The sequence below is a fragment of the Methylobacterium sp. Leaf100 genome (assembly GCF_001422845.1).
Lineage (GTDB): Bacteria > Pseudomonadota > Alphaproteobacteria > Rhizobiales > Beijerinckiaceae > Methylobacterium.
Genome location: NZ_LMMW01000025.1, coordinates 1 through 18,941, shown reverse-complemented (window position 1 = coordinate 18,941; position 18,941 = coordinate 1). Strand labels below are relative to the sequence as shown.

Sequence of the window (18,941 nt, the reverse complement as noted above, 5' to 3'; positions counted from 1 at the left end):
GGCCGGCTGCGCTCGCCCGACCAGCTCCGCCGGCCAAGCTACCCGTGGCGGAGCGGCCAACCGTGCACTAACTTTATCCTCGGACCACCTCGTGGGGGCCGATCACGACACGGTTGAGACGAACACCGGCACCAAGCGGCATCCGGCCTACCAGACGCTGTTCCAGGCACTCACCGAGATGCGCCGCCTCGCCGCCGAGCTGGGGCTGACGCCCGCCTCGCGGAACAAGGCCGGCAAGATGCCCGAGGGCGAGGAAGGGTACGATGCTTACGCCGACTTGGGCATTTGACGACAGCGAGATCCCGGACCCTCATGGCCGGGCCGCAGCGATGCTGCGGTTCGCCGATATTCTCCGCCATCCGAAGACGGACGGACCAAACCGCCGGCCTCTGAAATCGGGCTGGCAGCGTCGGATCATCGAACGGATTTATGGGCCGAGCACGCTGGAGGGGCGTCGCCAGGCCTCCACCGTTTTCATTTTGCTGCCGCGTGGCGCCCGCAAGACGACACTCGCCTCTGTCCTGGCACTCGGCCACACGATCGGCCCTGAGCAGCGGCCAGGCGGACAGGTGGTCGCCGCGGCGAGCGATCGGACGCAGGCCCGAATCGCGTTCGACGAGGCCTCGGACATGCTGCGGGCCGACGACAGGCTCCTATCGGCCACCCGCATTCGCGACACCAAGAACCGGATCGAGCATCGCCGCAGCGGGTCTAGCTACGTGGCGATCTCGGCCGAGGGTGACGCTCAGCATGGCAAAACCCCGTCGTTCGTGCTGGCCGACGAGCTGCACGTCTGGCGTGGCTTTTCACTCTGGAACGCGCTGAAGACCGGCGCCTCGAAGACGCCTGGTTCGCTCACCGTCGTCATCACCACGGCTGGCGAGAGGGCCGAGGGTATCTGCCACGACCTGTTCCAGTACGCGGTGCGCTGTCACCACGATCCGGAACGAGACCCGTCGTTCCTGCCGATCCTATTCCAGGCCGACGCCGACTGTGACTGGCTTGACGAGACGACGTGGCACGCTGTGAACCCCGGCCTTGCCGAGGGCTTCCCCGATCTCGACGAGCTGCGATCGGAGGCGCGTATCGCCCGGGAATTGCCGCAGCTGCGGGAGGGGTTCAAGCAGACCCACCTCAATATCTGGCAGGACGGCTCCACCTCCGGGTGGATCGAGATGGCTGTCTACGACGAGGCCGGCGGCGCGATCGATGCTGAGGATCTAACCGGCGAGCCGTGCTGGATCGGCGTCGACCTATCGAAGAGCTACGACCTCACCGCGATCGTGGCCGTCTTCCTCGATGAAGCTGGCGGCTTCCGGGTGCTCGCCTGGGCGTTCCTACCCGAGACCGCGTTCAAGCGACGGTGCGAGGAGCTGCCGGACGTGCCGCTGCGGCAATGGCGAGACGACGGCCACCTCACCGTGATCCCTGGCGACCTGATCGACGACGACGTGATCGAGGGGAAGCTTCGCGAATTATGCGAGCGCTTCGATGTGCAGGAGATCGCCTTCGACCCGAAGTTCGCCGCCAAGATGATGGCCCGTCTGATTGAGGACGATCTCCCCGCCGTCGAGGTGCAGCAGCGCCCCGTCATCATGGGGCCGTTCTACAGCGAGTTGCAGAAGGCGATCATCGGCCGGCGTTTCCGCCATGGCGGGCATCCGGTCCTGCGCTGGTGCGTGCAGAACGCGGTGCCGATTTATGGCGACACCGGACTCCCCTACATCTCGAAGAAGAAGAGCACGCAGGCGATCGACGCGCTAGTTGCGGCAGCGATGGCAACGGGGCGGGCTGATGCCGCTGGAGGTCAACGCTCTGCGTTCGACGAGGCCGACTTCGATCCTATTTGGGCTGTCGGAGCATAAAGATTATCAAGAACAAGTTGCAGTTTTCTGAAGCCAAGCAGCCCAGCAAATGATTGAAGAGAATAGCAGAATGGATATGCAAAACGTGGGAACGCGTCTGTAGATTATATGCCTTTTCGTTCCACGTCGACCGGCTTTGATATCAATATAAGTGTATGGATGATAGGGATCGCTGCTAAGCTCTTGAAATATTAAATCGAGTTTGTGTGATGCGCGATCTATTGCTTGACGGACTAAGCAGCATATAACAAGCCCAACGGTGCAAACTGTCGCTGAAATGTATATGTCGCTGCGCGCATTAATTGCGCCCGCTAAAACAATAGAAAAAAATAGAAGGAAAAAGTTGAATCTTTGATTAAGTAGAGTCTCCATGAAGACTCTTTCTTGACTGATATCCCAATGAGGGGATCTATAGTCGAGTTTAGAATTGTTGTAACAACCGTCGATCAGATATTCCTTGGCAGCCGAACCAACAGGGGGCGTTAGCGGAGGCGGCGCTGATCCTATCGGCGAATCGGAAGAGGCTTGGGCTGATGCTTCCGGTATGCTTCCGGCTCCAGTCACTAACTACGATCCAGAAGCAATAAGTCGTTGAAAAGATTGGCGCACCCGACACGATTCGAACGTGTGACCTTTGCCTTCGGAGGGCAACGCTCTATCCAGCTGAGCTACGGGTGCTGACCGCGGCGAAGATCTAGCCCATGGCGCCGTCGGGTGCAACGGGGCAGTGGAAGCCTTTAGGCTCAAAGGGATGTCTGCAGGGGCTCCAAAGGCAAATTTCACACGTTCGAATCGTGTCGGGTGGGCAGGTAGCGAGAGGTCCGCGTTTGTGGGCTTGGACTGTCAGCAGATGCGGTGCGGCTGCGGCGCGCGATGTGCGCCGTGTCTGTGCCGCGCCGATTTCGCTTTCCGGCGGTGCTAAGATGACGTCCGCGTTTCGATGAGCGGTGCGTGCCTGCGAAGGTGCTCGCGTGTGGCAAGCGCGTCGCCAGCTGCCGCGAAGGCAGCGGTATTGTCGAATATGCACCAGCACTCGCGCCCGTGCACGTCGTCGACTCTTAGGCGGCGGGCGAGTGCGTCCAGGGTGCTGGGTGGATAGGCGGAGTAGTAGATCTTCGGTGAACCGTGCAGGCGCTCGTAATGCAGACCGCGCCAGCCGCCAGGTTCGCCGCCGCCGGGCACGGGTGCCGGATCGGCTGCGACGCGGGCGATGCAAAGCTCAGCCAGCAGCGCATCGACATCATGCGCGAACCAGCTGGCGTGCCTCGGCTCGCAGACAATGCTGCCGGCGTGGATGTCTCGGAAAGCGCGCAGGAACCCGGCGCTCGTATCGGGGTCGAAGCGAAGGCTCGGCGGCAGCTGGATCAGGACCGGGCCAAGCTTAGGGCCGAGGCCGGCAACCTCGGCGAGGAACTGGCGGAGTAGCCCCTCGGCTTGCGCGAGCCGCTGTTCGTGCGTGATCGTGCGCGGAAGCTTGACGGCGAAGCGAAACCGGTCGGGCACCGAGGCTGCCCATCGTGCGTAGGTCCCGACCCGGTGGGGACGATAGAACGCAGTGTTGATCTCCACGGCATCGAAGCGCTGCGCGTAGCGCTCAAGATGACTTCCGGCGGGAGGAAACGCCTCCGCGTAAGCCTTCGGGACGTTCCAGCCGGCCGTTCCGAGGGCGATCACGCGGCGCGGGCTCCGAAAGGTCGCAGACGTTCAGGAAAAGGTGCGCCGGTGTCGGATGCGGCGCAAGCTCGTGCCCCTGCGCGGTGGCCGAGTGGGGCCGGGCCGGGACAACCGCCCCAGCCCCCGAGCGGTGCCCGACAACGGGCGAGACGACAGTCCTGAATGGGCCGATGCCGGACGCGTCCGGCCTCGCCGGGACGCGCTCTCACGGCTCAGTCGCCGAACCCGGCGAGGACCACCTTGCCCTTCGCCCGTCCGCTCTCGATCAGCGCGTGGGCGCGCGCGAGGTTGGCGGCGTCGATCGAACCGAAACGCTCGCTCAACGTCGTGTGAAGCTGTCCGCCGTCGATCAAGCGCGCAACCTGCGTGAGGATCTCGTGCTGTCGAGCCATGTCGGCCGTCTGGAACAGGGACCGCGTGAACATCAGTTCCCAATGCAGGGACAGGCTCTTGGCCTTGAGTGGCATGACGTCGAGCACCGCGGGATCGTCGATCGGGCCGAGGCGTCCCTGGGGCGCGAGGAGCTCGATGATCTGAGGCAGATGCGCAGCGGTCTGCGTCGTCGAGAACACGAAGCCGGGCGCACCGGACAGACCGAGGCCTGCGACCTCGGCGGCCAGCGGCTTTCTATGGTCGATCACGTGGTGGGCACCGAGATCCCGGCACCATTGCGCCGTCTCGGGGCGCGATGCGGTTGCGATCACGGTGAGATCGGTGAGCTGCCGGGCGAGTTGGATCGCGATGGAGCCGACACCGCCGGCCCCGCCGACGATCAGGATCGCCCGTGCGGCCCCCGGCACGGGCTTGGCGACATCGAGGCGGTCGAACAGCATCTCCCAGGCGGTGAGCGCCGTGAGGGGGAGGGCCGCGGCAGCGGCGAAGTCGAGGGTGGCCGGCTTCGGCCCGACGAGGCGTTCATCGACGCATTGGAGCTCGGCGTTGCTGCCCGGCCGGTCGAGGGCACCGGCATAGAAGACCGCGTCGCCGGGCTTGAACAGGCGGGCCTCCGGTCCGACGGAGACCACGGTCCCGACCGCATCCCAGCCCAGCACCTTCGGCTCGCAGCCCTGCTTGTAGGCGCCCTGGCGCACCTTGGTGTCGATGGGGTTCACCGAGACCGCCTGCACGCGCACGAGGAGGTCGCGCCCGGCCGGCACGGGATCGGCGAACGTGGTGTCTCTCAGCGCCCCCGGCGCATCGACCGGTGAGCCTTCGGTGTAGGTGACGGCACGCATGGGTTTCTCGCAACGGTTATTGACGGCACGCCGCGCGCTGCCGCCCTCAATTCTCCTCCATATAGGCCGGCCGACGAATTGAGGCACGCTCGGCTACCCGAACGGTGCCTTCGATGCGCGATCGCCGTTGCATCCCGTTGTAGCCATGCGCCCGAGCCACGCCAGCGTCTGGCCCCGCCTTTCGTTCAGCTTGGGACAGTTGCCGGGTGCCTTGCCGTCGATCAGGCCGGCAAACGTCGGCCCTGACCCGCATCCCGGGCGGCCCTGGTCAGTCGCCGCAGATTATCCGCCGTGACATACTGCTGCGACGCCACCACAGTCGACATAGCAAACCCTCCTGGTTCGCCTCATCGAATCAGATCCGCCCGCGCAACGAAACCCGCGTGTAACCCGAAGCGTCGATTGAGGTTATAGCGCAGTGACACCAATATGGCTGCCTAAAACGACACTCGCTGTAAATAGAGCGAGTGGCTTTTCGCCGATAAGGGTCTAAATGTAAGAAAAATCAAATTTTAGCTGAATGATGCCGGGAGACCGTTTTGAAAATTTACGCCGTTGCAATCGAGAACTTCAGAGGCATCAAATCAACCAAACTGTTCCTGCCCGATCACGCCGTCCTCATCGGCGACAACAACACTGGGAAGTCCACTGTTCTCGAAGCCATAGATCTTGCGCTTGGGCCGGATCGACTGAGCCGTCGGCCTCCTGTCGACGAGCACGATTTCTATGATGGCAAATATCGGCCCGCGGCTCCGGCCCTAGCCGAAGTGGGTGAAGCGCCAGCAGGGCCGCCGACAGTGCCCCAGATCACCGTCGAGGTCACGATTGTCGGACTATCTGAGGAGCAGGAAGCCCGGTTTGGCGGCAATATTGAGTGGCTTAACGTAGAGACTGGAGATTTCTTCACGGAAGCAAATCCCGCTGGCGTGGATGCGGCGAACATCAAGGCAGCGTTGCGCGTCACGTTCATCGGCGCATATGACAGCGAAGAGGACGATTTCGTTGGCAATACTTATTACACGCGCAGCCTGACAGAGGAAGAGACTCCGGTGCCCTTCTCCAAGAAGGACAAACAGCACTGCGGCTTCCTGTTCCTGCGGTCGTTGCGCACGGGCTCGCGTGCGCTCAGCCTGGAGCATGGCAGCCTACTCGATATCATCCTGCGGCTGAAGGAAATCCGGCCGCAGATGTGGGAAGGCACGATCGGCACGCTCGCCGGATTCGATGTCGCGAGCGATCCCGCAATCGGCATTTCGGGCGTGCTTGAGAGCATGGACAAGTCGCTAAAAAAATATGTGCCGCGGGAATGGGGCGTGAAGCCGCATCTCAAGGTTTCAAACCTCACGCGCGAACATCTCCGCAAAGTCGTGACTGCCTTCATCGCTACTGGAGATGGCGCACATGCCGCACCCTTCTTCCGGCAGGGCACCGGCACGATCAACATGCTGGTGCTGGCGATGCTGTCGCAGATCGCCGAGGACAAGCAGAACGTCATCTTCGCGATGGAGGAGGTCGAGACCGCGATCCCGCCCTATGCTCAGAAGCGGATCGTTCACGAGCTGCGCAAGCTGGCTGCCCAATCGATCGTCACCTCGCACTCGCCCTATGTTCTTGAGGAGTTCAAGCTCGACGAGACCGTGATCCTGTCGCGGGCGAATGATGGCGTTCTCAAGCAGGCGCAGATCGCGCTGCCCGACAGCGTGAAGCACAAGCGCTATCGCCAGGAGTTTCGGACGCGGTTTTGCGAGGGCCTGCTATCTCGGCGCGTGCTCGTCGCCGAAGGCGCGACCGAGGCGAGCTCCTTTCCGGTTGCGGCCCGCCGGCTCTCTGAACTGAACCCCGGTGTCTACGCTTCGCTCGAAGCGCTCGGCATCTGCATCATCGATGCGGGCACTGAGTCGCAGATCGCCGATCTCGCCGGGCTCTACAATGGTCTCGGCAAGCGGACGTTCGCACTTTGCGATAAGCAAACCGATCCCGCGAAGGCTGCAATAAAAGCCCAGGTCGAGCACTTGTTCATGCACGAGGAAAAGGGCATCGAGGATTTAATTCTTAAAAACACGACCGATGCCGCTCTTACGCGTTTTTCCGATGCGCTGGATTGGCCGCCGCACCTGCTGCAAAAGTTTCCCGACCCGGCGACCAATTTGACCGCCGCGTTGAAGGAGTATTTCGGGTGGGCGAAGGGCAATTGGGGGATCGCGGATTTCCTCGGCCAATGTTCCGAGGCTGAGATGCCGGCGTGGATTCGTGAGGCCTGCGTGACCCTAAAGGCACTCTGTGATCCGCCGCCCGCGTTACCGGCGCGTCCGGAGGAGAATGGCGAGGACGCAGCCATCGAGCCCGGCGCGTAGAGGGGCGGATGGTCGACCTCACTCACGCGCAGAAGGATGTTCTTAGGGTCGATGGGCACCAGCTTGTCGTGGGAGGCCCTGGGTCCGGCAAGACCACCGTGTCCATTTTGAAGGCCGCGAAGATCGCCCGCGAGAAGCTCCGGCCAGGGCAGCGAATCCTGTTCTTGAGTTTCGCGCGCGCGACGGTCTCGCGTGTCTTCCAGGCGATCGACGAAGAGCAATCCGTCACGGAAGAGGAGAAGAAGCGGATCGAGGTCGACACGTATCACTCCTTCTTCTGGCGGATTCTCAAGACGCACGGATATCTGGTTGGATTTCCGCGCCAGATGGAGATTCTAACGCCACCGAATGAGTCTATCGCGTTGTCAGCGATCCGCAGCGCCTTCAAGGCGCCGTCCAAGCTCTCGGACGTGGAGAAGGCGCAGAAGGCTGCCCTGGAAACTGCCGAGCGGATGCGGCTGGCGACCGAAGAAGGCAAAATCTGTTTCGATCTCTTCGCGGAGCGCGCGGCCGTCCTATTACATGATTCCGCCAAGATCCGCGGCCTCGTGTCGACCATGTATCCGTTCATCATCCTCGACGAGTTTCAGGATACCACCGCTCAGCAGTGGCGCGTAGTTGAGGCGAGCGGGAAGACCAGCACGCTGATCGCTCTGGCCGATCCGGAGCAGAGGATTTTCGATTTCATCGGTGCCGACCCCGAGCGCCTTGACCATTTCAGGGAGGCTTTCAAGCCGTCAGAGCACGATTTGGCCGGGGACAACCATCGCAGTAAGGGGACGGATATTGCGCTGTTTGGCAACCACCTCCTGACCGGCGATTATAGACAAGAAGCGTATCAGGGCATCGACTACTATGGATTTGCTTCGAATCCCAATCAGGCATTCTCCTCGCTGGTCGCTCAAGTTCTGAAGGCGCGTAAGCGGCTCGTCGCGACGGGCCGCCGGGATTGGTCACTTGCGATTCTGGTGCCGACGAAGCGCATGACCCGGTTGGTCTCCGACAATCTGCGCGAGCCGTTCGGCAACGTGCCTCCAATCGCGCACACGGCGGCCGTCGACATGGAAGGCCCAATTTTGGCCGCTGAGCTGATCGCCTTCCTCCTCCAGCAGCGAAGTCACTCCGGCCGCTTTGACGAATTCGTCGATCTGCTTTGCAGCTATTTCAGCGGCCGAGGTGGCCAGGCACCGACCAAGGGCGACCTGATGGAAGCAGCGCGTTTCCGCTTGGCGCTAGAGAAGTGGAATGACCGTCTCGCGAAGGGAAAGGCCGTTCCGGCGAACAGCGTCTTGCAAGCCACATTCGCGGTCCACGAGGCTGCAGCGGCTGTTGCGCTGACAGGGCAGCCCGACGGCGACTGGACCGTCATTCGGACGGTGCTTGAGGCTGGGGCCTGCACCCGGCTCACTGAGGTTGCGAAGGACGCGCGCAACGTCCGGCTCCTCGAACGCGGAACGCAGCTCCGGCAAAGCCTGTCGCAGGACTGGCGTGATACCGGCGGATACAAGAACGCGCTGGCTGTTACTCGCCAGGCGTTCGTGAAGGAGCATTTCGCGATCGCTCATAAGCCGGAGACTGGTGTGATCGTGATGAACATGCACAAGGCTAAGGGAAAGCAGTTTGATGAGGTGATCATTTTCGAAGGGTGGCCGACGCGCTACAAGGGTGAGATAGTCAGCAACCCCGGTCGCATTGTAAGTGGAAATTTCCGCGCAGGGGCGATGACGCAAGCGCGCCAGAATTTTCGCGTGAGTGTGACACGTGCGAAAACGCGAACGACGATCATGTCGCCCAACGACGACGTGTGTGTGCTCCTGCTCCCGGCCAAGTGAGGATAGATAAATCATGGCATTTACTGCGCGGGACAAGGCACGATACAAATGCAAGGGACTCAGAGGGTTATGGAAGAAATGGAATCTTTAGCATCCCTTGGCGTGGCGCGGTGCGCAGAGCCTGGCTCTTAGAGCAGGATCAAGGTTACGGCACACGTGAGGCGATTGGCTTGCGCCGCAAGGGCGCTGGCAATTTCCGCCCCTATTCTAGCGTCGCATTTCCACACAGCGTGCTACCTGCGAAGGCCGAGCGCTACCCTAGGTCGTCGAGGAACTCAGACCCGGGACGCACACCGGTGATCAGGAGCCGATCACGCGCTCGCGTGGCTGCGACGTAGAGGAGGTGACGCTCGGTCTCGTAGACTTCTTCCAGTTCCGCCTCATCACTCACCGTGTCGATGCGCTCCTGCAGGGGCAGCACGCCATCGTCGCAGGCAAGAATAATGACAGCCTTGAACTCGAGCCCCTTGGCGAGATGCATCGTGCCGACGGTCACGCTATCGCCGGCGGTGCTCGGTGCGTCGCCCGGCTCGACCGGCACGAAACCGGCGGCCTGGGCGACGGCACGGGCGCGGTCGAGTTGGGCGCGGCTGCGCACGAACAGGCCGATCTCGTCCGAGACGACGCCGTCCGCGCGGGCTACTTCGAGAAAGCCGAGGATCGCTTTGCGCTCGGCGGCTTCGTCGTCGAGCTTGAGCACCTGCGGCTTTGGCCCGTCGAAAACCGAGACGGTGCCTTTGCGCGCCTCCTCGCGCCCGTCCATGTCGTGAACGGCGCCCGGCAGCAGACGGTCGGCCGCCTCGCGGATCTGGTGTGAGGTCCGGTAGTTCACCTTGAGCGTGGTCGAGCGGCCGCGCACGTCGACGCCGAGGGCCTTCCACGAGAACGGCGGCTGGAAGATGCGTTGGCCGAGATCACCCGCAAAAAATAGGCGGTCCTCGCCCTCGGGCGCGAGAGCGCGGAGGAGGCGCAGCTCGGGCACACCGAGATCCTGTGCCTCGTCCACGACGATGTGGGTGAAGGGCTTGGTCGCCTGCACGTCGTAGTGCTCGCTGAGGCCGGTAAAGACGTGCGCCCAAGTAACGAGGCCCTGACTCGCGAGTCGGGTGCGTGCTGCCGTAAAAATCGGCCATAGCGCAGCGCGCTGCTTAGCGCCGAGGCGACTGCGTCGGCCGGGGTGCGGCGTGTCGGCGTAGGTCGCCTCGTCGGAGACTTGCCACGCGTCGATCACGTGTCGGAACTCGCTTGTCAGGAAGCGCTCGGACCAGATGTCGGTCCCGCCCGCAGCCTGAACCAGAGCACCCTGTATCTGGGTGAGCGCGGCAATGCGGGGGCGACGCGCATGGACGAGTTGATACAGCTCATCAGCCAAGCCTTCCCAAGGCGCAACGGTGATGCGACCGCTGGCTCCGGTTTCCGCAGCGACGAGGAGATCAACTTTGCGCTGGAGCGCGTCCGCCAGCGGCTTCGAGAAGGTGGTGAGCAGCACCCGCGCCTGGGGATCGGAGCGGGCGAGGCGCACGGCGCGGTGCAATGCGACAACGGTCTTGCCGGTGCCCGCCGAGCCGGCGACCCGAGCCGGTCCATTGTAGCTCCGCGCGATCACGCCGGCCTGGGACGGATGCAGAAACACCGACCATCGTTCCCAGGGCGCGTCGAGGGCGGCACGCAGGGCATCGACGTTCTCGATGACGCGGAAGCGGCGCTGCGCGTCCGGATGGGCGAAGGGATCGGCGGCGTCGGACGGCGGGGGCTTCGGGAGGCGTCCCGTCGCCGCGTATTCGAGGAGCGCCTCGGCGGCTTCCGCCGGCAGATGCGCCGCGATATCGAAGAAGCGGCCTTCGGTGGCTGCACGCACCGGCTCGATCCAGTCTTCGGGCAGCCCGATCGACAGCAGGTCCTCGTCGGAGAGCCCCGCGAACAAGGCGGTCTCCGGCACAGGCCGTTCTGGGACCGCCGGCCTGAATAGGGTCGGCACGCTTTCCTCGACCCGGGCGCGGGATTCGACGATCTGCACGGCGCCGGTGCGCGGATGGGCCTCGATCCGCCGCCGCTCGGCCCAGGCATAGGCCTTGTCGTGGTGATCGACATAGGCGAGCAGCAGGCTCGCCGCCGTCCTGTGGACGATGATGCGGATGTCGCGGTTGACCCGCACCGACCAGAAGTTCGGGTCCTTTGAGGCCTCGATGCGGTGGAACTGCAGGCCCGGCCCCGCGGGGTGTAGCTGCATGTCGAACGCCGACATCTTGACCGCCTTCTGCTCCTGTGCGGGCAGACGTGCCAGAGCGGCGGTGAAGGTGTCGGCGATTCGGAAGTCCATAATGCTGAACCTATACCTGACTAAAATTCTCGTTTGACGCCAGTTGCAACATAGATCTGTTCGCCAATTTTAATCTCATGCCAAGCAGATTCATCATCACAGGTTTGCTTCAGGCGGTTTAGCAAATCTCGCATCTGCTCTTTTGGCTTGCGCGGTAGAAGGACGATGGGTTCTGGCTCAGAGTTCTCATCCGGGATTCCGGCAAGCCGTCGCAGCCGCTTTAGATCATCATCCCTCTTCATACCCCATAAACCTTCATCACTTCGTCCCCGAAGTGATTGATCACCTTCACGGCAATGCGTCCCGTTGCGGGCCGCGCGAACGGCCGGCTCGTCGCCCGGTAGAGCGTCGCCCAGGCGGCCTCGTCGATCTCGGCCTTGAGGGCGGTCTTGAGCGACTTGTAGGAGTCGTTGGCGCCGAGGAAGTAGGCGTGGCGGACGAAGAAGCTCTCCTCGTCATAGTCGGTGTCCACGAACCACGCGGCGATGCCGGAGGTGTCGTCGGAGCGCACCTCCCCGGTGTTGGGGTCGAACACGTCGATACCCTTCACCTCCACCTCCATCCGGTCGCCGTCGAGGCGGCGGATCTCGATGTCGGGCTCGCCGAAGACCACGAACAGGTTGCCCTTGCCTGTGGTCTTGAGGTTGTCCGCCATGTGGAGGTCGGGATTCATTTTTGCCTGAAGAATCGGCAGGGGGCCGAGCCGGGTCAGCTCGCTCGCATGAGCGTCGTAGGCGAAGGCGCAGGCGACCAGCACGTCGAAGCGGGAGTCCGCGGCCTCGCGGGCGGCGGCGACGAGGTCGGAGCGGCTCAGCGTTCCGAACTCAGGTCCGATCAGAATAGCGGCGCGGCGCTCGAGGCCGGGCTCGTCCGCGGTGCCACCCTCGACGAAGCGACCCTCCGCGCCGATGAAGCGGCCGGGCCAGGGCTGGAGCAGGGTGAAGCGCACGCGGTCGGCCCGGTCGCGCCCCTGCACGCCAGCGGCGGTGAGGTTCTCCAGCACCATCACGGAGAAGTCCTGCGTCGGCGTGCCTGCCTTCGTCCGAGTCCGGCGCCCGTCAAGAGCGTCGAACTCATCGTCGAGATCGAAGCTGTCGGAAGGAATGATGCGGTGAGGCGACAAGCTCTCGACCGTGAAGGGGCCGGCGACTCGGACCTTCGACGCGTCAGCATAGGGCCGGTCGTAGAGCATCTCCACATCGGCGGCTCGAGCGATCGAGGCGTCGATCGCACGCTGGCGGGCGATCCGCGCCTCCCACCACGAAGCATGCGCCGCGCGTGCCGGTTCCGACCAGCCGGCGACGACGTCCCGTGGGATCTGCCACTCCTCCCAGGTCTGCCCTAAGGCCGCGTTCAGTTCGCCCCGCAGGGGCTCCAGCTTGGCTTGGAACTGCTCCCAAATCACGTCGATTTCTGCGTTGTTAGCGATAGACTTGAGTCCGACGCGCGAAGATCTCTGATAAACGAATCCTTGGCGAATATCTCCATAACTTGCTGACAATGTGGCATGTCGACCAGATATTGACTGCTCCTTCATTCTGCCCTCAGGGCTATCGGAGAGCAGAAAATAAGGATAACGCGCGCACATCATGCGCGTTCTAGCCAAAGCGAGAGCAACCCGGCTTGTGTCTACTGTTATCCATCTGCGGCCCCAATGCTCGGCCATAGTGGCAGTAGTGCCGGAGCCACAGGTTGGATCAAGGACTAGATCTCCCGGATCTGTTGAAAGCAGGACGCATCTTTGGATAACCTTGTCGCTTGTTTCCACAACATACCGCTTGTCGGCCGTGAACCCAGCTATCGTTGTATCATCCCATGATGTGTTCATGCTCACATATGGAAATTCATCGTAATACCGAACTATGCGCAAAGTGGATCCCGACAAATGAAGTCTGCTTGCCTTTCCGATCCGATCAATACCTTGCTTAGTTGTGCTCCATCCTCTGTTGCCAGAAGGCCTGCATATCCTGCCATTGTAGATATATGGAAATCCCATCGCCGAGTTGTCGCCAACTTGGCGACCCTGCCTTTGCGAGGTTATATTATCAAAACTGATGATTCTGACGCCTTGATCGTTTGTAGAATGCCCATCTGAAAGATATTCAGAAAGCCTCTTTCGAACGCCATTTACTTCAACATATTGCCAGGCCCCCGGGTTTTCTTGTGAAAATCTTTTTTCTCTATGCAGCTGTCGGAATTTCAGGTGATCTATATGCTTGGCATACCACAATATGTTGTCGTTTGGGTTTGATATGATCCTTGCAGTCTGCGCGGAGGTTGTATTGTATGTTATATTTGCGACGTAGTTTTCGGATCCAAATAACTCGTCCATCACCGCCCGCACACGGTGCACATTCTCATCGCCGATCTGCAGAAAGATCGACCCGCTCTCGGCTAGAAGCTCGCGCGCCACGGTCAGCCGATCACGTAGATACGTAAGATACGAGTGGATCCCGTCCTTCCACGTATCCCGAAAGGCCTTCACCTGTTCGGGTTCACGCGAAATATCGGTCTGCTTGCCGTCCTTGACGTCGCGCGAGTGTGTCGAGACCTGCCAGTTTGAGTTGAATTTTATGCCATAGGGCGGGTCGAAATAGATGCATTGCACCTGCCCCTTCATCCCCTCGCGCTGAGCGAGCGAAGCCATGACTTGGAGCGAGTCACCCAGGATCATCCGGTTCGACCAGTGCTGGTCGTGCTGGTAGAACTCGGTGCGCGCCTCGGGGGCGAGGCCGTTGAAATCCGAGAACAGGTCGGGCGCCTCGTCCTCCGGCGGCCGGGCGCCGGCGCGGCGCAGGTCGTCGATGATCGCCTTCGGGTGGATTTTCTCCTGGATGTAGAGGGGCGGCGCCTGGACGATGAGGTCGGACCAGTCCTGGCTGTCCTTGCCGCGCCAGACGAGCTGCGCGTCGCCGATCGCGGTCTCGCCGGTCTCGACCAGGGCCCGCACCTGCTCGGGGGTGAGGCGGATGCGGGCGCCGTTCCAGACGATCTGCGGGTCGAGGTCGGCATCGCGGGGCCGCGTCTCGCCCTTGGGCAAGGGCCGAGCGCGCTTGTAGACGCCCGGCGCAAAGCCGGTGATCGCCTCCTCGGCCTCGGCGAAGCTCTGCAGCTCGGCCGTCGGGATGTTCTTGCGTAGGGCCTCGTCGTGCTTGAGCGCCGCGACGGACTTGGTCGTGCTGCGGGCGGGTCCGCGCGCCATCAGTGTTTTTCTCCGAGAAGTTCGATCAGGGTCGCGGCGTAAAACTCGGTCTCGGTGGCGAGCCACGCGATCAGACGATCGCGCTCGGCGGGCTCGACGTAGCTGCCGGGAATCGTCTTGATGAATAGGTAATCCGCGCCGGGATCGAAGGAGACACCCAGACGCGCGGCCAGCGCCTCCGAAACGGGGGCAAGCCGTTCGGCCACCGCCGCCACAGGAGTGCCGCGTGGTCCGCGAATGCAGAGACCGACGTAACGGTCGGCGAGGAAGCGCGATAGGAACAGGCCCGTATCGCCGACGGGCGCCCATCGATAGAACGCCGCGTTCGGCTTGCCGCGCGCGACTTCAGCGGAAACCTGGTTGCAATAGGCGCTCCAGAAGGCATGGCGGCGATCGCCGACGGGACCCCGTTCCGAACTCTGTCGCACAGTTTCCTGGAGCCGCTTTTCCCAGTCGTTGGGTCGCTCGAGGATGTCGAACAAGGGCGCTAGCGGCGAATCACCGATCCGCACGACGCGGAGCTTAACCGCGAAGAATGCGAACTCCGCGCTGGTGTGCTGGTTCAGCCAACGGATCGCCGACAGATGGGCTTCCCGGAATTCGGGCGCGACCCACACGACGGTGTGGGCGTCGAGCCCGGCGAGGTAGGTCAGGATCTGACCGAGATGGCTGTGGTCACTTACCTCCAACTGGTTCTCGATTAGCACGTTGGTGCCGTCGGTCACGTTGCGGGCGAGGATGTCGGCGGCAAATCGCGTCACCGCCACCTCGGATCCGACGTGCTCCAGCTTCACCCCGAGCGCTTCGCCGAGTCGATCCAGGTTCTGCGCCAGCCAGGGCGTGAAGCCGAGCGCCTCGTGCGTCCAGGCCTGACGCACCATCACATCCTGGAGGCGACCGAATTCGACGGCTCCGCTCACGCGGCAATCTCCTCTTTCACGAGTTTGTCGACGAGTTCGGCGAACGTCTCCTCGATGACGAACACCTCACGGAATTCGAAGAACGCCCAGCGGCCCTGGCCTGTGAGGGCGTTGACGCCGGGCACCCAAGACACGTCCATGGTCTCGGCCTTGAGCTGGGCGTCGGTGCCGCGATAGCCCTTCGTCTCTAGGATCAGGTTGAGCGGTTCGGGCCGCCCATCGTCGAGGCGGACGATGAAGTCGGGCAGGTAACGTCGCGGCACGGCGCCGTCTCGGTAGGGCACCTCGAAGCCGAGGCCCTGGTTCTTCACGTAGGACAGCACCCGCGGGTGGGCCTCCAGCACGCGGGCGAGTTCGCCCTCCCAATCGGAATCGAGGACCACGTGGCTGACGTGGCACCGGCGTGGGTCGGTCTCCCAGACCGGCTTCGAGGTGGTGAAGCTCACGAAGCGCGTCGAGCCCGCCGGATTGTAGGGGTCGAGCACCGCCTTGATGCGCTGGGCCGCCGACACGGAGCGCTGGCAGGCGAGGTAGATGAACTCCACCGCCTGCTCGGCGAGCTGCGGATAGAGCACGGCGGCCCGCGGCACGCCCTGGGCGACGAGATAACCGCCGTCGAGCCACTGGCGGACCACGCGCTGTGCCTGCCCGAACAGGTGGACCGGCAAGTCGCCGTCGGGATCGCGCAGGCGCGTCTCCAAGAGACGCTTGGCGAGCTTGAACGACATCTCGCTCGGGCGCATGTCCCTGAACGAGTCCTCCGCATCGAGCGTCACCTGCTCACCGACGATGCCGGACATGTGCACCTTGGCCGGGCCGACGGTCTCCGGCGTCAGGGTCAGGCGACTGTCGTCCGTGAAGCTGGCGCTCAGGCGCTCGTTCGGCAGATCGACCCGGTAACCCTCGACGCGGGGAAAGCCGATCTCCAGCTCGACGCGCTCACGCAGGGCCTGAACGCGGGTGAGCTTGCGCGGCGGTGCCGGGACCGAGACCACCGGCTCCACCGTGAACGAGAACGGGATGCCGAGGATGTCGGCATATTCGACGTTGAACAGACCCGCGTCGTTCAGCTCGTAGGATTGCCGGCGCAGGCCGCGCCCGACCACCTGCTCGCACAGGAGTTGGGTGCCGAAGGCACGCACGCCGAGGATGTGCGTGACGGTGTTGGCGTCCCACCCCTCCGTCAGCATCGAAACCGAGACGACGCAGCGGATGCGCTCGCCGAGCCGACCCTTGCGGCCGACGGTATTCATCACCTCGCGTAGGAGATCGGCGTCCGTGGTCTCGGCCGCCGTGACCGCATCGACACCGCGCTCGATACGCTCGCGGCGGAACTGCTCGATCTCGGCCGCCGCCATCTCGCGGAAGGCCGGATCGAGGGCCTCGCCGGATTCGAGCTGCTCGCTGTCGATGAGCAACGTGTTGGGCTTGGCGAGCCGCTGGCGGTTGTCGTCGTAGTTCCGGAACAGGCGCAGGTGTCCGACGTGGCGCGTCTCGGATTCGCCCTCCGCGTTGGGCCGCTCGAAACCGGCAATCCATTCGTAGACGAGTTTCGACGTGGCGGTGTTGTTGCAGACCACGATGAAGACCGGCGGCACGTCGATGCCGGCCCGCTCCCAGACCTCGCTCGTCTTCTCATAGTGGCCGTAGAGGGCATGCAGCGCCGTCTGCAACTGGCTGGGGAAGACGTGGGAGAGCGGATCCAGCGTGCCGGTCTTGCCCGCGCCTTTCTTCGGCATCGCCTTGCCGATGTGCTCCCAGAGTTCGCGATAGAGTGGCACCTCGCCGCTCGCGGCATTGTCGGCGATGGGCACGCGGGGCAGCTTGACGATGCCGCACTCGATGGCGTCGATGAGCGAGAAGTCGCTCACCGTCCAAGGGAACAGGGTGCCCTCGAGGTAGCCCGAACCGCGCAGGAAGAAAGGCGTCGCCGACAGGTCGTAGACCGCTCGCACGCCAACCTTGCGCTTCAGCGACTCGATCCCGGAGATCCACAGCCGCGCGGCCTCGGCATTGCGCTTGGCCTCCTCGCGATCCTCAGCGGCGACGGGGTTCTCGTCCGCTCCGTCCGGCTTCTCACGGTAGCAATGGTGCGCTTCGTCGTTGATCACGACGAGGTTCTTGATCGGCATGAGCTCCCGGCAGACGCGCTGGAGCATCGCGCCCTCGGACTCGATCGTGTCGATCGGCGCATGGCGGCCTTGGAGAAGCGAGCGCCCGACCTTCGAGATCTCCAGCGTCTCGCGACGCTTGAACGCGTGGTAGTTCGTCAGCACGATCTTCGCTTGCCCCAGGTCGTGGAGCATGTCGGTCGGCACGAGTTCGCGCTTGCTGTAGTAGGCGTCGGGGTCCCCGGGCATCAGCACCCGCAGACGGTCCCGGATGGTGATACCGGGCGTCACAAGCAGGAAGCCGCGGGTGAAATGCTTCGCGTTCGGACTGCGCACGGCGTTGATGGTCTGCCACGCGACGAGCATCGCCATGACGGTCGTCTTGCCGGCTCCCGTTGCCATCTTGAGGGCGAGTCGCGGCAGGCCAGGGTTCGCGCCCTCGTTGGCGCCCTCGATGTGACGAAGGATGTGCGCATATTGGCGCTGACGTCCGGCCACCTCCGTGAGCCAGATCGCGGTCTCGACCGCCTCGACCTGGCAGAAGAACGGCCGCGGGCCGTGCCAGCCGTCTTCGCGGCGCCAGTGCTGCAGGAGTCGCTGTGTCGTGGGCGTGACACCCCAATCGGCGGGATTAGGTAACGAGCGCCAGGATGCCACGTGGCCGCGGATTTCGTTGATGATTGGCGTCGGGTTGTAGGCCTGCTCCACAGTGGACAGGTCGGTGCCGTCGCCGAGCCCCAGGACAGTCTGTCTGCCCCTACCTCTTTGCTTCTTGGACTTCGGGACGGGCGTGATCAGGGAGGAGCGTCGGCGGCCCTGTGCCGGCTCTTGGTCGAGCGGCTGCCCGTCACTGTCTAACGCATGGTGCTGCGTGGGGATCTTGTAGGGCGAATTGAGGATCGGTCGTTCAAAGAACGGCGTCGCCATTCAGCCCTCCCGGCCAGCAACTTTAACGTGATTTTGAATCAGGATAACGACCGCCCCACCCCCTTGCGAGCGCGCAGGTCGCTACAACCCTCCGAACCGTGGGACTGTGATCATTCTGCAACTCCGTCTGTGAAGATGTGTCGGGTTATGTCAGTCGAACGGTGACGCGAGGCAAGATTGGATTCGTGAGTCTCGTCGTCGATCATCTGACCTCCCCGGACTGCATAGAATCAGACCTGCGCTGCAAAAGCACATTCACGGATGGCGAATTCGGGAATGAGAGCAGGCCTTCGACGCTGCCGACACGAGCCGGCGGTTTGAGGTGATCGAAGTGCTCAACCGCAGCGCGGTGGCGTAGGCATTGGAAATGAAGGCGGAGGACTCTCCTTGGTCAGCCCCCATTGAAGTGGTCCGCTCTTTGGTATGGCTTTTGAGCCTGGAGGACGGACAAGATGGCAAAGCACCCGAAGCCCGAGGAGATCGTTGCCAAGCTACGGCAGG

11 protein-coding genes and 1 tRNA gene are annotated in these 18,941 nt (G+C 63.0%); 4 read left to right on the top strand and 8 right to left on the bottom strand.

What is annotated here, in order from left to right; translation table 11 throughout:
- Together ASF25_RS14150 and ASF25_RS14145 are read left to right on the top strand one after the other, a co-directional pair.
- On the top strand, nucleotides 1-289 hold a 289-nt coding region (locus ASF25_RS14150), incomplete at its 5' end, for a P27 family phage terminase small subunit (RefSeq protein WP_162239264.1).
- Nucleotides 264-1,865, top strand: coding sequence for a terminase TerL endonuclease subunit (locus ASF25_RS14145; protein ID WP_082502724.1), 1,602 nt, complete (start codon nucleotides 264-266; stop codon nucleotides 1,863-1,865). The genes ASF25_RS14150 and ASF25_RS14145, both read left to right, overlap by 26 nt.
- A 601-nt stretch (nucleotides 1,866-2,466) precedes the next feature.
- On the opposite strand, the gene ASF25_RS14140 is transcribed toward ASF25_RS14145, so the two are convergent.
- The 3 genes from ASF25_RS14140 to ASF25_RS14130 all read right to left on the bottom strand — a co-directional run bounded on the left by ASF25_RS14140 (nucleotide 2,467) and on the right by ASF25_RS14130 (nucleotide 4,774).
- A tRNA-Arg gene (locus ASF25_RS14140) sits at nucleotides 2,467-2,543 on the bottom strand.
- A 240-nt stretch (nucleotides 2,544-2,783) separates the two neighbouring features.
- Nucleotides 2,784-3,539, bottom strand: a complete 756-nt coding sequence (locus ASF25_RS14135) for a DUF72 domain-containing protein (RefSeq protein WP_056305314.1) — start codon at nucleotides 3,537-3,539, stop codon at nucleotides 2,784-2,786.
- A gap of 212 nt (nucleotides 3,540-3,751) precedes the next feature.
- Entirely contained in the window at nucleotides 3,752-4,774 is a 1,023-nt protein-coding gene (locus tag ASF25_RS14130) for a zinc-binding alcohol dehydrogenase family protein (protein ID WP_056305312.1), read from the bottom strand.
- A 539-nt stretch (nucleotides 4,775-5,313) separates the two neighbouring features.
- Between ASF25_RS14130 and ASF25_RS14125 the strand changes: the two genes are divergently transcribed.
- Both ASF25_RS14125 and ASF25_RS14120 read left to right on the top strand, forming a co-directional pair.
- On the top strand, nucleotides 5,314-7,128 hold the full coding sequence (locus ASF25_RS14125; protein WP_056305310.1) for an AAA family ATPase: 1,815 nt from the start codon (nucleotides 5,314-5,316) through the stop codon (nucleotides 7,126-7,128).
- Between the two features lie 8 nt (nucleotides 7,129-7,136).
- Nucleotides 7,137-8,960 carry a UvrD-helicase domain-containing protein gene (locus ASF25_RS14120; RefSeq protein ID WP_056305308.1) on the top strand — a complete coding sequence of 608 codons (1,824 nt, stop codon included), beginning with the start codon at nucleotides 7,137-7,139 and terminating at the stop codon, nucleotides 8,958-8,960.
- 253 nt (nucleotides 8,961-9,213) lie between these two features.
- On the opposite strand, the gene ASF25_RS14115 is transcribed toward ASF25_RS14120, so the two are convergent.
- The 5 genes from ASF25_RS14115 to ASF25_RS14100 are packed head-to-tail and all read right to left on the bottom strand — an operon-like array spanning nucleotide 9,214 to nucleotide 18,440.
- On the bottom strand, nucleotides 9,214-11,280 hold the full coding sequence (locus tag ASF25_RS14115; protein ID WP_056305306.1) for a 3'-5' exonuclease: 2,067 nt from the start codon (nucleotides 11,278-11,280) through the stop codon (nucleotides 9,214-9,216).
- Between the two features lie 20 nt (nucleotides 11,281-11,300).
- Nucleotides 11,301-11,522: a hypothetical protein gene (locus tag ASF25_RS22755; protein ID WP_156368983.1), complete on the bottom strand. Its 222-nt coding sequence runs from the start codon at nucleotides 11,520-11,522 to the stop codon at nucleotides 11,301-11,303.
- A complete protein-coding gene (locus tag ASF25_RS14110) occupies nucleotides 11,519-14,482 on the bottom strand; it encodes a site-specific DNA-methyltransferase (protein ID WP_056305304.1) in 2,964 nt (987 codons plus the stop codon). The genes ASF25_RS22755 and ASF25_RS14110 overlap by 4 nt, the downstream gene beginning before the upstream one ends.
- Nucleotides 14,482-15,402 (bottom strand): hypothetical protein, encoded by a 921-nt coding sequence (locus ASF25_RS14105; protein WP_056305302.1) that lies wholly within the window; start codon nucleotides 15,400-15,402, stop codon nucleotides 14,482-14,484. Before ASF25_RS14105 ends, ASF25_RS14110 begins: the two co-directional genes overlap by 1 nt.
- Nucleotides 15,399-18,440: a DEAD/DEAH box helicase family protein gene (locus ASF25_RS14100; RefSeq protein WP_056305300.1), complete on the bottom strand. Its 3,042-nt coding sequence runs from the start codon at nucleotides 18,438-18,440 to the stop codon at nucleotides 15,399-15,401. The genes ASF25_RS14105 and ASF25_RS14100 overlap by 4 nt, the downstream gene beginning before the upstream one ends.
- Nucleotides 18,441-18,941 lie beyond the last annotated feature (501 nt).

What these genes read in the sequence shown, in the direction of transcription:
- ASF25_RS14130 (WP_056305312.1), bottom strand. Translation starts at nt 4,774, where the DNA reads ATGCGTGCCGTCACCTACACCGAAGGCTCACCGGTCGATGCGCCGGGG.
- ASF25_RS14145 (WP_082502724.1), top strand. Translation starts at nt 264, where the DNA reads ATGCTTACGCCGACTTGGGCATTTGACGACAGCGAGATCCCGGACCCT.
- ASF25_RS14100 (WP_056305300.1), bottom strand. Translation starts at nt 18,440, where the DNA reads ATGGCGACGCCGTTCTTTGAACGACCGATCCTCAATTCGCCCTACAAG.
- ASF25_RS14120 (WP_056305308.1), top strand. Translation starts at nt 7,137, where the DNA reads ATGGTCGACCTCACTCACGCGCAGAAGGATGTTCTTAGGGTCGATGGG.
- ASF25_RS22755 (WP_156368983.1), bottom strand. Translation starts at nt 11,522, where the DNA reads ATGAAGAGGGATGATGATCTAAAGCGGCTGCGACGGCTTGCCGGAATC.
- ASF25_RS14110 (WP_056305304.1), bottom strand. Translation starts at nt 14,482, where the DNA reads ATGGCGCGCGGACCCGCCCGCAGCACGACCAAGTCCGTCGCGGCGCTC.
- ASF25_RS14115 (WP_056305306.1), bottom strand. Translation starts at nt 11,280, where the DNA reads ATGGACTTCCGAATCGCCGACACCTTCACCGCCGCTCTGGCACGTCTG.